This window comes from Xanthobacter sp. 126 (genome assembly GCF_000526175.1).
GTDB classification, from domain to species: Bacteria; Pseudomonadota; Alphaproteobacteria; order Rhizobiales; family Xanthobacteraceae; genus Xanthobacter; species Xanthobacter aminoxidans.
The window spans coordinates 1,423,472-1,437,021 of sequence record NZ_JAFO01000001.1 but is presented as its reverse complement, the minus strand read 5'-3'; the positions used below and the strand labels follow the sequence as shown (position 1 = coordinate 1,437,021).

At 69.2% G+C, this 13,550-nt stretch carries 8 protein-coding genes; 7 read left to right on the top strand and 1 reads right to left on the bottom strand.

Annotated features, from left to right (window positions below):
• Nucleotides 1-260 precede the first annotated feature (260 nt).
• The gene (locus tag XAN126_RS0106700) at nucleotides 261-5,078 is read left to right on the top strand and encodes an NAD-glutamate dehydrogenase (RefSeq protein WP_029876821.1); all 4,818 of its coding nucleotides are present in this window, start codon (nucleotides 261-263) and stop codon (nucleotides 5,076-5,078) included.
• Nucleotides 5,079-5,093: 15 nt separating this feature from the next.
• Here XAN126_RS0106700 and XAN126_RS0106695 read toward each other — a convergent pair whose 3' ends face one another.
• Nucleotides 5,094-6,953: an AI-2E family transporter gene (locus XAN126_RS0106695; protein ID WP_024277822.1), complete on the bottom strand. Its 1,860-nt coding sequence runs from the start codon at nucleotides 6,951-6,953 to the stop codon at nucleotides 5,094-5,096.
• 152 nt (nucleotides 6,954-7,105) lie between these two features.
• Between XAN126_RS0106695 and XAN126_RS0106690 the strand changes: the two genes are divergently transcribed.
• The 6 genes from XAN126_RS0106690 (at nucleotide 7,106) to XAN126_RS0106660 (ending at nucleotide 13,547) form a co-directional block, all read left to right on the top strand.
• A complete protein-coding gene (locus XAN126_RS0106690) occupies nucleotides 7,106-7,408 on the top strand; it encodes a hypothetical protein (protein WP_024277821.1) in 303 nt (100 codons plus the stop codon).
• 82 nt (nucleotides 7,409-7,490) lie between these two features.
• Nucleotides 7,491-8,915, top strand: coding sequence for an MFS transporter (locus tag XAN126_RS0106680; protein WP_245272225.1), 1,425 nt, complete (start codon nucleotides 7,491-7,493; stop codon nucleotides 8,913-8,915).
• Between the two features lie 5 nt (nucleotides 8,916-8,920).
• Nucleotides 8,921-9,307 carry a cupin domain-containing protein gene (locus XAN126_RS0106675; RefSeq protein WP_024277819.1) on the top strand — a complete coding sequence of 129 codons (387 nt, stop codon included), beginning with the start codon at nucleotides 8,921-8,923 and terminating at the stop codon, nucleotides 9,305-9,307.
• A gap of 76 nt (nucleotides 9,308-9,383) precedes the next feature.
• Nucleotides 9,384-9,617 (top strand): hypothetical protein, encoded by a 234-nt coding sequence (locus tag XAN126_RS0106670; RefSeq protein ID WP_024277818.1) that lies wholly within the window; start codon nucleotides 9,384-9,386, stop codon nucleotides 9,615-9,617.
• A 136-nt stretch (nucleotides 9,618-9,753) separates the two neighbouring features.
• A complete protein-coding gene (locus tag XAN126_RS0106665) occupies nucleotides 9,754-12,165 on the top strand; it encodes a UvrD-helicase domain-containing protein (protein ID WP_024277817.1) in 2,412 nt (803 codons plus the stop codon).
• A 107-nt stretch (nucleotides 12,166-12,272) separates the two neighbouring features.
• The gene (locus tag XAN126_RS0106660) at nucleotides 12,273-13,547 is read left to right on the top strand and encodes a GGDEF domain-containing protein (protein ID WP_024277816.1); all 1,275 of its coding nucleotides are present in this window, start codon (nucleotides 12,273-12,275) and stop codon (nucleotides 13,545-13,547) included.
• The last annotated feature ends 3 nt before the right edge of the window (nucleotides 13,548-13,550 follow it).

The following is a 13,550-nucleotide window of genomic DNA, read 5'->3' as shown; positions in this document are numbered from 1 at the left end:
GGCGGCCGGAACCGCCGTCTTCGGCGCAGAAGTTTTGGCCGAAGACTTTCGGCCGGACGGCGCCGCCTGAGTTTCGGGCCTGCCTTTATTTGCGGCAGTCGCGCTTTTGGCCTTTTCCACGCCCCCTACTGCCTTCACTTTCGATGCCATTGGGTCGCCTCGTCATTCCAGCGTCGCCGCTCCGGGCCACAACGTCATGCTCGCCGTAAGCGGGGGACCCGCAGCCGGCGGCCACACAGTGAGGAAAGGCCATGAACGTCATGGGATTTCAAGCCGGCGCGCACGGACTCCACGACGAGACGGCTCTGGCCGCGGTGAAAGCGCTCGTCGAACGCGAGGCGCCCCATCTGCCAGCCGGCTTCGCCGACATCTTCCTCGCCGCCGTGGCGCCGGAGGATCTGGCGCCTCTCCCGGCGGCCTGCGTCGTCCTGCTGCTGCGCGAAGCGTGGGCCCATGTGGCTGGCCGCCCCAAGGGGCAGCCGAGCGTGCGCGTCTTCAATCCCGATCTGCCGGGGGCGGCCATCACCGTCATCGAGGCGGTGAACGACGACATGGCCTTCCTGTTTGACTCGGTCGCCGGCGAGCTGGCCGACCGCGGGCTGGTGGTGAAGCTCGCCGCCCACCCCATCCTGCATGTGGAGCGGGACGGCGACGGCACGGTGCGGGGCCTGGAGACCCCCGGCCCCCGGGGCCTGTCGGAGGAGAACCGCGAAAGCCTCATCCACATCCACGTCGCCGCCATCGACGAGACCGCGGCGGCGGAGCTGAAGGCGGGACTGGACCGAACCCTCGCCGACGTGCGCGCCGCCAATCTCGATTTCTCCGCCATGCGCAAGCAGGTGAAGAGCCTTTCGAAAGGCTACCGGCGCGAGAAGCGGCCCTATGGCGACGACGCCCGCGAGGAAGCCGCCGACGTCCTCGAATGGCTGACCGAGGACAATTTCATCTTCCTCGGCCTGCGCCACTACGAGCTGAGCGAGGATGGCCTCAAGGCCGAGGCCAACAGCGGCCTCGGCATCCTGCGCAATCCCGACGTCCACGAACTGCGCCTCGGCGATGCGCCGGTGGTGACGACGCCGGAAATCCGCGCCTTCCTGGAAGGCCCGACCCCGCTCCTCTTCACCAAGGCCAGCCTGCGCTCTCGGGTGCACCGGCGGGATGTGATGGACTATGTGGGCATCAAGGCCCACGATGAGAAAGGCCGGCTCATCGGCGAGGTGCGCCTCATCGGCCTGTTCGCCTCCACGGCCTACACCCATTCCCTGCGCGAGATCCCCTATCTGCGCCTCAAGGCGGATTCGGTCATCCGCGGCGCCGGGCTGGAGCCGGACAGCCACTCCGCCCGCGCGCTCTCCACCGTGCTGGAGACCTATCCGCGCGACGACCTGTTCCAGATCGACGTGCCGACGCTGCTCGGCCACGCCCGCGAGATCCTCTCGCTCTATGACCGGCCGCGCCTGAAGGTACTGGCGCGGGCCGACCGGTTCGACCGCTTCGTCTCCGTGCTCACCTTCCTGCCGCGCGAGCGGTTCGATGCGCAGGTCCGCGACCGGGTGGGCGCCATCCTCGAAAAGTCCTACGGCGGAACGGTCACGTCCTTCGAGCAGGCGTTCGTCGCCGGCCTGCCGCTCACGCGCGTGCATTACGACATCGGCCGCACCGAGGGGCGCATCCCGGAGGTGGACAAGGGGGAGCTGGAACGGGCGGTGGCGGACGCCATCCTCACCTGGCGCGACCGCCTTTCGGCCGCAGTGTCGGCACTGCCCGGCATGACCAGCACCGACGCGGTTCGCCTCGCCCGCCGCTACGTGGAGGCGTTCGATCCCGGCTACCGCGCGGCCTACGGCGTGCCCACGGCGCTCGCCGACATCGAGCTGCTCGAACGCCTCTCCGAGGAGCGGCCCGTCGCCCTCGATTTCTACCGCCGGGAAGGCGACGACGACCGGCGCATCGCCCTGCGCCTCCTCTCCTTCGGCGCGCCCCTGCCGCTGGCGGCCCGGGTGCCCATGCTGGAAAACATGGGCCTCAAGGCCATCAACGAACGCACCTTCCGCATCGAGCCTGCCGGCGGCCCCAAGAGCTGGGTCCACGACATGTCGCTGGAGCGGGCGGATGGCGGCACCATCTCGGTGGAGGGCTCCGCCGTCCGCCTTGAGGATTGCCTCAACGCCGTGCTGCGCGGCGCGGCGGAGAATGACGGCTACAACGCCCTCGTGCTCGATGCCGCCCTCGACTTCCGGGAGGCGGCACTGGTGCGCGCGCTCGGCCGCTACCTGCGACAGGCGGGCATCCCCTTCTCGCAGGACTACATCTGGCAGACGCTGAACTGCCACGGCACCCTCGCCCAGGCCATCGTCGGCCTGTTCCACGCCCGCTTCGACCCGGCTCTGGACACTGCCGCCGAAGCCCGCGCCACCCGCGAGGCGCCCTTGCGCGCGACCATCGACGAAGCCCTCGCCGAGGTGTCCAGCCTCGACGAAGACCGCATCCTGCGCCGCTTCGTGAACCTCGTGGATGCGGCGCTGCGCACCACCTACTACCAGAAGGACGCGCAGGGCCGCCTGCGCGAGCCCATCGCCATCAAGTTCAAGAGCGCGAAGGTGGAAGGCCTGCCGTTGCCCCGCCCGCTCTACGAGGTGTTCGTCTATTCGCCCCGCGTCGAGGGCGTGCACCTGCGCTTCGGCAAGGTGGCGCGCGGCGGCCTGCGCTGGTCCGACCGGCCGCAGGATTTCCGCACCGAGATCCTCGGCCTCGTGAAGGCGCAGCAGGTGAAGAACGCCGTCATCGTGCCGGTGGGCGCCAAGGGCGGCTTCGTGCCCAAGCGCCTTCCGGTCGGCGGCTCCCGCGAGGCGGTGTTCGCCGAAGGCACGGCAGCCTATGAGGTGTTCGTCTCCTCCCTCCTCGACCTCACCGACAATCTGAAGGGCGGCGCCGTGGTGCCCCCGGCCGACACGGTGCGGCTCGACGGGGACGATCCCTATCTCGTGGTGGCGGCCGACAAGGGCACGGCCACCTTCTCCGACACCGCCAACGCCATCTCGGAGCGGCACGGCTTCTGGCTGGACGACGCCTTCGCCTCGGGCGGGTCGGTGGGCTACGACCACAAGGCCATGGGCATCACCGCCCGCGGCGCCTGGGAGGCGGTGAAGCGCCACTTCCGGGAAATGGACATCGACATCCAGACGACGCCCGTCACCGTGGCCGGCGTCGGCGACATGTCGGGCGACGTGTTCGGCAACGGCATGCTGCTGTCCTCGGCGCTGAAGGTGGTGGCGGCCTTCGACCACCGCCACATCTTCCTCGATCCAGATCCGGACCCGGCCCGCGCCTTTGCCGAGCGGCGGCGCCTGTTCGATTTGCCGCGCTCCTCCTGGGCCGATTACGACGCCGGCCTCATCTCGAAGGGCGGCGGCATCTTCCCCCGCAGCGCCAAGAGCATCGACCTCTCGGAGGAAGTCCGCGCTCTGCTGCGGTTCCCGAAGGCGAGCGCCACCCCGGCGGAGCTGATCAACGCCATCCTGAAGGCGCCGGTGGACCTCCTGTTCTTCGGCGGCATCGGCACCTATGTGCGGGCGTCCGCCGAGACCGACGCCCAGGCCGGCGACCGCGCCAATGACGCGGTGCGCATTGCCGCGGCCGATCTCAACGCGAAGGTCATCGGCGAGGGCGCCAACCTCGGCATGACCCAGCGCGGGCGCATCGAGGCGGCGCGCAAGGGCGTGCGACTGAACACCGACGCCATCGACAATTCCGCCGGCGTGAACACCTCCGACGTGGAGGTGAACATCAAGATCGCCCTCGCCAAGCCCCTGGAGATGGGCGACCTCAGCGTGCCGGACCGGGCGGCGCTGCTGAAGCAGATGACGGACGAGGTGGGCCGCCTCGTCCTCGTCAACAATTATGCCCAGACCCTCGCGCTGTCGCTCGCCGAGCTGAAGGGCGCCGACGACCTCGCCTTCCAACAGCGCCTCATGCAGATGCTGGAGGCGCGCGGCGAGCTGGACCGCGCGGTGGAGTTCCTGCCCTCGGATGCCGAGATCGCTGACCGGCGCTCGCGCGGCGAGCATCTCACCCGGCCCGAGCTGGCGGTGCTGCTCGCTTATGCCAAGCTCGCCCTCAAGGCCGATCTCGTCGGCTCCAGCGTGCCGGACGACGCCTATCTCTCCGGCGAGCTGGTGCATTACTTCCCGCACGAATTGCAGGACCGCTATCCCCACGCCATCGAGACCCACCGCCTCCACCGGGAGATCATCGCGACGGGCCTCGCCAACGCCATCGTCAACCAGGGCGGCCCCTCCGCCATGGCCCGTATCTCCGACCAGACCGGCGGCGATGCCGCCTCCATCGCCCGCGCCTTCGCGGCGGTGCGCGACAGCTACCATCTCGCGGAACTCACCGCCGCCATCGACGCGCTGGACAACAAGGTGGACGGCCGCGTCCAGCTCAAGCTCTACGCGGCGGTGCAGGACCTGATGGTGGGGCGCACCATCTGGTTCCTCGGCAACGTCTCCTTCGCCGATGGCATCGCCGGCGTGGTGGAGCGCTATCGGAATGGCGTTGCCGCGGTAGCCGCTGCGCTGGACGAAAGCCTGCCGGAGGTGTGGCGCAAGGACCGCGCCGGGCGCGTGGCCGATCTCGTCGCCCAAAGGGTGCCGGAAGAACTCGCCCGCCGCGTCGCCTCCATGCCGGCGCTCGCGGCGGCCTCCGACATCGCGCAGATCGCCGAGACCACCGGCAAGGCCATCCCGAGCGCGGCCAGCACCTTCTTCGCGACGGGGCGCTACTTCGCCATCGACGACCTCATCACCCAGGCGCGCAGCATCATGGCGCCGGACTATTACGACCGGCTGGCGCTGGACCGCTCGCTGGCCCAACTCGAGACCTTCCTGCGCCGCGTCACCGAGGCGATGCTGGCGGAGGGCGTCTCAGGGGAAGCCGCGGTGGAAGCCTATGTGGCTCGCCGCCGCGAGGAGGTGGAGCGCATGCGGCGCACGGTGCGCGACATCGCCCAGTCCGGCCTCAGCCTCTCCAAGCTGACGCTGGCCGCGAGCCTGCTGGGCGATCTGGTGAAGGGCTGAAGGGGGGCGCCCCCTTCAGGCCGCTCCCGCCCGCGCCGGGACCAATGCGGGAGCGGAAGGCCCCGACGCGGGCTCCTCCACCTGCGCCGCCTCCACCGCGCCCCTCACGGTGGACACCGCCGCCGCCTCGCCCTGAAGGACGGGCGGCGGTCCCTCGGCCATGAAATCGGCCACCACCACGCGCCGGCCGGTGCGGTCGCGGGCGAGGCTGCGGATGGTGTAGCGGCGGTGCGCAGGCGTCGCGGGGGAGAGATAGGCGAGGACGATCACCCCCGCCTGTCCCGTCGCCAGCCGCCGGGCACCGCCGGGCGCCGCCGCCTCGGCGGCGACACCATCCGCCGTCAGCCGGTAGACCAGAAGCTGAGCCGCCGCCTCGTCGAGGGCCGAGCGGGCGGGAAAGACCAGCACGGAGGGGCCTTCCGGCCGCGGACGGGCATCGTCCTCATCCTCCGCGTCAGCCGCGACCTTCTCCTCGGGCGCCGGCAGATGCTCGAGCAGATCGGCGAGGGTGTCGCGGATGCGGGCCTGACGCTCGGCATCGAGAGCGCCGCGCGCCGCATCACGCTGGGCCAGCTTCAGCGCCGGCAGCACCACGCCGTCGCAATAGGCGTCGAGATCGGTCTGGCGCAGGACATCCTCAGCGGACGCGGCGGCCTCTACGGGGTCGCCCGCCAGCAGGCGCTGGTAGAGAAGTTCGCTGTCCGAAAGCGGCGGCCGGTCGCCCAAGGCGACGTCCAGGAATTCGAGGCTCTCCACATGACGCCCGAGCACCACCAGGCACAAGGTGAGCGGAGTTGAGAGAAGCAGCCCGATGGGGCCCCAAAGCCAGGTCCAGAAGGTGGCGGCGGCGATCACCGCCACCGGCGACAGGCCGGTGGAGCGGCCATAGAGCAATGGCTCGATGACGTGCCCCACCAGCGGCTCCACCACGATGAACAGCACGGCCGCCGACAGAACCATGGTCCAGCCGGGGTCCACCGCCAGCGCGAAGCCGATGGGCAATGCAGCGGCCACCGCCGCACCCACATAAGGCACGAAGCGCAGCACCGCGGCGGCGATACCGAACAGGAGCGGGCTCGGCACGCCGATGAGCCACAGGCCAAGGCCGATCACCGTACCGAACGCCGCATTCAGCGCCACCTGGGTGAGGAAGAAGCGGGACAGCCGTCGCCCCGCATCATCCAGCGCCGCCGTGGTGCGCTGGATGTCGTGGGCGCCGGCGAGGCGCACGAAGCGGTTTCTGAGGTCCTCGCGCTGGAGCAGGATGAACAGCACGAAGATGAAGATGATGCCGAGCGTCGCGAGCGGGTGCAGCAGCGGCGCCATCACGGCGGAGAGGGTGCCGAGCGTGCCCGGCGGCGGCTCGCGGATTTCCACCGGCAGCGGCCGCCCGCCGGTCGCAAAGGGGCCGCCTTCCTCCTTCACGGCTTTGGCCGGGTCCGGCGCCTCAAGTTCCCGGCCGAGGTCCTGGATCATGTCCATGGTCCGCTCGAAGGTGCCGGAACCGCCGGTCGCCTCCTTCACGGAGCGGATCTTCTCGCTGAGGTTCAGCCGGTATTTCGGCAGTTTGGCCACGAGATCGGAAGTCTGGAGCGCGATCACGGAACCCAGCGCGAGCAGGCCGACGAAGGTGGCGATCACCACCACCACCGCCGCGGCCGTCCGCGGCACCTTCACCCGCCGCAGCACCAGGATCACCGGCGCCAGCACGAAGGACAGGAGGATGGCCACCGCGATAGGCACGAACACGTCGCGCCCTACATAGAGCACGGTCACGATGGCGATGGCGGTGAAGAAGGCGAGCAGCCGGTCCCGTCCGGGCAGATCGGCGCCTCTGGCCGGGCCGGACAACGACGGATCCTGTGACTGCAGCATCGCCGCCTCTCCCCAATCAGGCGCCCGCGGCGCCGAACACGGCATTAACGCTGCGGCGTGGCAGTTGATCCATAGGAATGCAGGAGGATCGGAACGAGGGGCTCCACCGTGGCGTTCAGGGGACGGATGTCCGCAGGGAGCAGCGAAGCGCCATGTACATCTACAAGGTGGTCTGGCGGGCCTCAGGCGAGGAGGAGCCGCTGCACGTGCGTGACAAGCGCCCACCCAAGGCCATCGCCCGCGATCTCGTCAAGGACGGCTACCTCGTGACCGAGGCGGTCGCCGTGCGTGCCGCCTCCTCCGCCTTCAAGGACGAGGACGGCCGTGCGGTGCAGGAGGAGTTCTTCTCCGCTGCGCCCGTGGGCGCCGCCGTGCTGGTTGCATCCGCGATCGCCGCGCTGGTGGAGCATGTGGTGCCGGCCGGGGCCGAGCCCATGCCCGACTTTCCCGCCTGAGGTTTCGCGACGGAGACGGTTTCCCTCGGGCGCGGCGGCTGCCATGGTGGGCCATCGCTCGCCAGCCATTGCGGATTTGCCCTTGCCCTCCTCCCGGCCTGCCTCCCGCCTCCCGCGCCGGGCCGTGGTCGGCTGGATCCTGTTCGATCCCGCCTGCCAGCCCTATTTCACCCTCATCACCACCTTCATCTTCGCGCCCTACTTCGCCTCCGCCGTGGCCCCGACGCCGGCCGAAGGGCAGAGCCTGTGGGGTTTCGCCACCGGGGCGGCGGGGCTCGTCATCGCCATCTTCTCGCCCATCCTCGGCGCGGTGGCCGATGCCTCCGGCCGGCGCAAGCCGTGGATCGCGGTGTTTGGGCTGATGCTGATGACAGGGTCGGCGCTGCTGTGGTTCGCGGTACCGGGTGATACGGCACGCATCCCGCTGGTGCTCGCGGCCTTCGCCATCGGCACCATCGGCGTCGAGTTCGCCACCGTCTTCAACAACGCCATCATGCCGGACCTCGTGCCGCCGGAGCGGCTGGGCCGGCTCTCCGGCACCGGCTGGGCGGCGGGCTATTTCGGCGGGCTGGTTTCGCTGGCGCTGATGCTCGGCTTTTTCTCCACCGCGCCGGACACCGGCCTCACCCTCATCGGCCGGCCGCCGGCGCTCGGGCTCGACGCGGCGACCCGCGAGGGCGACCGTTTCTCGGGGCCGCTCACGGCCGTGTGGTTCGCGGTGCTGGTGCTGCCCATGTTCATGTTCGTGCCCGACCGCAAGAAGGGCCTGCCGCTGCGCGAGGCGGTGCGCAAGGGCCTCACGGAAATCCGCGGGCTGGTGCCGAAGCTGAGGACGCGCCCGGCACTCGCCCGCTTCCTCCTCGCCAACATGATCTATGCAGACGGGCTCGTCGCCCTGTTCGCCTTCGGGGGCATTTATGCCGCCGGCACCTTCGGCTGGGGCTCCATCGAGATCGGCATCTTCGGCATCCTGCTCACCCTCACCGGCACGGCCGGGGCGCTGGCGGGGGGCTGGCTGGATGATGCCTTCGGCCCGCGCCTCGTCATCCTCGGCGCGCTCCTCGGGCTGCTGTTCGCCTGCATCGGGCTGCTGTCGGTGGACCGGACATCCATCCTGTTCGGCCTTGTACCAACGGCGCCGGGAACCGGCCTCTACGGCACGGTGCCGGAGAAGGTCTATGTGGGCCTCGGGCTCCTCATCGGCGCCGTCGCCGGCCCGCTCCAGGCGGCCTCGCGCACCCTTCTGGTGCGCCTCGCCCCGCCGGAGAACATCGGCGAATGCTTTGGCCTGTTCGCCCTCTCCGGCAAGATCACCTCGTTTGCCGCGCCGACCTCGGTGGCGATCGTCACCGCCCTGACGCAGAGCCAGCGGGCCGGTGTGGCGGTGCTGGTCGCCTTCTTCGGAACGGGCGTGGTGCTGATTGCAGGGTTGCGCACGCCCTTGCGGCAGGACGGCGGACGGGCGAAGGATGGGCCACACACAGCGAGCCAGACGCGCCGGGAGTGACCCCCATGACCATCCGCTCCATCCGCTTCGATCCTTCCCCGCCGCTGCACCCCGATGCCGCCACGACCGTGCATGAATGGTATCAGGATCGCACCGGCGCCTTTTCGGCGGGGTTCTGGGCCTCGGCACCATCGGAGATCGAGGTGAGCTATGACGAGGACGAGTTCTGCGTCCTCGTGGAAGGCACCGTCGAGCTGACGGACGCTTCGGGCCATACGGAGACCTTCCATGCCGGCCAGTCCTTCGTCATCCCCTCGGGCTTCAAGGGGGTGTGGAAGAGCGTGACCGCAGTCCGCAAGTTCTACGTCGTGCATCTGCCCGTGGCGCCGGCCGCCGATCCCAAGGCTGCCCCCACCCTGCCGGATGCCGCCGCCGACCTCGCGGGAACCTGAACACCGCGCGGGGAACCCCGGTCCACGTGGGCCGGTTGACCTTCCGAAATGACCGTCTCGGAAGGAGGCTCAAACCATGTCGATCCGGCTGCAACTCGCCGCCATGCTGTTCATGATGATCCAGGCGGTCACGTTCTTCGCCGCCCTTCTGGGGCTCCTGCTGTCGCCGCTGGCGCGCGAGGCCATGGGCCTGATGCCCTTCGTGGTGCTCGGCTCGTCGATCGTGTCCGCGCCGCTGTCCTGGTGGCTGGCGCCGCGGCTTCGGGCGCGCACTTGGCGGCGCGAAGGCACCGCCGAACTGCTCCGGTAAGGGCTCGCCTGCGGCCAAGCTCGCAATCCGGCGCGCGCGATGCCATTTTGTTCCCTTGAGCGAATCACGCGCACCGAGACCTTTTGCATTGAGACCGCCTGAATCCCCGCGCCGTCCGGGCCACGAGCCCGGTGGAGTGCCAGAGCTTCCCGGCCTGAAGCCCGGCGGCATCGCCGCGCGTGCGCGCGCCGCCATCGCCCCCGCCGGGCCGCAGGCGTCCTATCTTGCCGGCCTCAATCCCGAGCAGCGCGAGGCGGTGGAAACGCTGGACGGCCCGCTGCTGGTGCTCGCCGGCGCAGGCACGGGCAAGACGCGCGTGCTCACGGCCCGCGTCGCCCATATCCTCGCCTCCGGCCGCGCCTTCCCCTCGCAGATCCTCGTGGTGACCTTCACCAACAAGGCGGCGCGGGAGATGAAGGACCGCATCCACGGCATGGTCGGCGACCAGATCGAGGGGATGCCCTGGCTCGGCACCTTCCATTCGATCGGCGTGCGCATCCTCAGGCGCCACCATGAGCTGGTGGGGCTGAAGAGCGGCTTCACCATCCTCGACACGGACGACCAGATCCGCCTGCTCAAGCAGCTCCTCGCCGCCGAGAATATCGATGAGAAGCGCTGGCCGGCGCGGCTGCTCGCCTCCACCATCGACGGCTGGAAGAACCGCGGCCTGTCCCCGAAGGACGTGCCGCCCGGAGAGGGCGCGGTCTTCGCCAATGGCAAGGGCGGCATGCTCTATGCCGCCTATCAGGACCGGCTGAAGGCACTGAACGCGGTAGATTTCGGCGACCTGCTGCTGGAAGGCATTCGCCTGTTCCGGGAGAACCCCGACGTGCTCGCCGAATACCACCGCCGGTTCAAGTACCTGCTGGTGGACGAGTATCAGGACACCAACGTCGCCCAGTATCTCTGGCTGCGCCTGCTGGCGCAGGGCTCGAAAAATGTCTGCTGCGTCGGCGACGACGACCAGTCCATCTATGGCTGGCGCGGCGCCGAGGTGGACAACATCCTCCGGTTCGAGAGCGATTTTCCCGGCGCCAAGGTCATCCGGCTGGAGCGCAACTACCGCTCCACCGGGCACATCCTCGCCTCCGCCGCCCATCTCATCGCCCATAATGAGGGGCGGCTGGGCAAGACGTTGTTCTCCGAGGGCGACGAGGGCGAGCGCGTCAGCGTCACCGGAGCGTGGGATTCCGGCGAGGAGGCCCGCGCCGTCGGCGAGGAGATCGAGGCGCTGCAACGCGCCGGGCATCGCCTGTCGGAGATCGCCATCCTGGTCCGCGCCTCCTTCCAGATGCGCGAGTTTGAAGACCGTTTCGTCACGCTCGGCATGCCCTACCGCGTCATTGGCGGCCCGCGCTTCTATGAACGGGCGGAAATCCGCGATGCGCTGGCCTATCTGCGCTGCATGAACTCCACCGCCGACGATCTCGCCTTCGAGCGCATCGTCAACGTGCCCAAGCGCGGCATCGGCGATGCCACGGTGAAGCAGATCCATGATGTCGCCCGCGCCGCCGGTGTGCCGCTGCAGGAAGCCGCGCGTGTGCTCACCGAGAGCGAGGAGCTGAAGCCGAAGGTGCGCGGCACCCTGCGTGGGCTCATCCAGGCGTTCGAGCGCTGGCGCGAGCAGGCGCGCGTCATGTCCCACACCGAGATCGCCGAGATCGTCCTCGACGAGAGCGGCTATACCGAGATGTGGCAGAAGGACCGTTCCGCCGAGGCTGCCGGGCGGTTGGAAAACCTCAAGGAACTCGTGCGCTCCATGGAGCCCTTCGAGAACCTCCCCGGTTTTCTGGAGCACATCTCCCTGGTGATGGACGTGGACAACGGCGCCGGCGAGGATGCGGTGCAGGTGATGACGCTGCATTCCGCCAAGGGGCTGGAATTCGACACCGTCTTCCTGCCCGGCTGGGAGGAAGGCCTGTTCCCCCACCAGCGCGCCTTGGACGAACAGGGCAAAGCGGGCCTCGAGGAAGAGCGGCGGCTCGCATATGTGGGCATCACCCGCGCCCGCGCCTCCGCCCGCATCTGGTTCGCCTCCAACCGGCGCATCCACGGCATGTGGAATTCCACCGTGCCCTCCCGCTTCCTCGACGAACTGCCCGACGCCCATGTGCAGGTGGAAGAAAGCCGTGGCGGCATGGGGTGGGGCGGTTCGTCCTATGGCGGCGGCGGCAGCTACGGCCAGAGCCGGTTCGACCGGGCCGAGCCCTTCGCCGCCTCCTCCTATTCCACGCCCGGCTGGCAGCGGGCACAGACCCAGCGTGGCCGCACGGACAGCGGCGGGAGCGGCGGCGGACGGGGCGGCTTCTCGGAGCGCGGCGGGCGCTACGATGCCGGCGCTTCGGCGCGGCGCGGACCGATGGTGATCGAGGGCACGCTGGTGGCCTCGTCTTCCGCCCCCTCCTCCGCCTTCAAGCGGGGCGAGCGGGTGTTCCACATCAAGTTCGGATATGGCGAAATCACGGGCATCGACGGCAACAAGCTGACCGTGCAGTTCGACAAGGCGGGCGAGAAGCGGGTGGTAGATACCTTCGTCGAAAAGGCCTGACGCAATATTTGCGGGCGACGAGAGATGGCGTCTCGGTCCGTCGGGGCGGCCCCTCATCTTTGCCCCGATCTTCCCCTAGCGTCGCCCGCGCCGCAGATTTCAGATCGATGATCGCACTCAACATCCTCCTGCTCGGCGCCGAAATGCTGGTGTATTTCGGCGCCATGCTCGCGCTGTTCCGCCTGCGCGGAACGCTTGGCATCGGCGTGTTCTTCTGCGCGCTCGGCTCGCTCCATTTCATGGAGACGTATCTCGCCGCCGCCTATTACGTGCAATTGCCGTTCGGCGTCTCACTCTCGCCCGGCTCCATGGTATTATTTTCCGGAAAACTGGCACTTCTGCTGCTCGTGTACATTCGCGAGGACGCGCTGGTGGCGCGCCAGCCCATTTATGGGCTGTTCCTCGGCAATCTGGTGCTGCTGGCGCTCATCTTCCTGCTGCGCCAGCACAACGTGGTGCCAGCTCCCGGCGCGCCGGCGGACATCACGTTCATGGACCAGCTGGGCGCGCTGGCGGTGTGGAGCACGCTGCTGCTCTTCATCGATTCCATTGCCATGATCCTCGTCTACGAGCGCCTGTCATCCCGGGCGAAGCGGTATCCGGTGACAGTCGTCTGGGCGACGCTGGCGCTGGTGCTCACCTTCGATCAGGTCGGCTTCTTCGGCGTGCTGCATTTCGCGCTCGACGTGCCGCTGTCGGCGGGCATCGGCGGCTGGGTCGGCAAGCTGGTGGCGGCGGGCTTCTATGCCCTGATGCTCGCGCTCTATCTCGACCGCTTCGAGATGGCCGGCGATCCGCTGCGCCCGCGCATCGCCGATGTGTTCGACACCCTCACCTACCGCCAGCGCTACGAGCAGCTGGAGGTGACCTCCCGGCTCGATCCACTCACCGGCGTGCTCCACCGCGGCCAACTGGAGCCGCTGGGCCGCGACCTCGTGGCCATCGCCCGCAAGACCGGCCGGCCCATGAGCCTGCTGCTGGTGGATGTGGACGACTACAAGGAGGTCAACGACCTCCACGGCCATGCCACCGGCGACGCGGTGCTGCGGCAGCTGGCCGGCGCCATCTCCGAGAGCCTTCGGCAGTCGGACCATGTGGTGCGCTATGGCGGCGACGAATTCGCGGTGCTGGCGCCGGGCGTGTCCCATATCTCGGCGGTGACGCTCGCCCACATGCTCAATGAAAGCGTGACGGCGCTGGCGCTGCCCGACGGCGTGCGGCAGCAGACCCTGTCCATCGGCGTCGCCACGCTGCCCGAGGACGGCCAGACCTTGACGGCGCTGCTCGAAGCGGCCGACAAGCGCCTCTACGCGGCCAAGGCCGCCGGGCGCAACCGCGTGACGGGAGCGACAGGCGACGGCGGCCACAGCGACAACGGATGACGT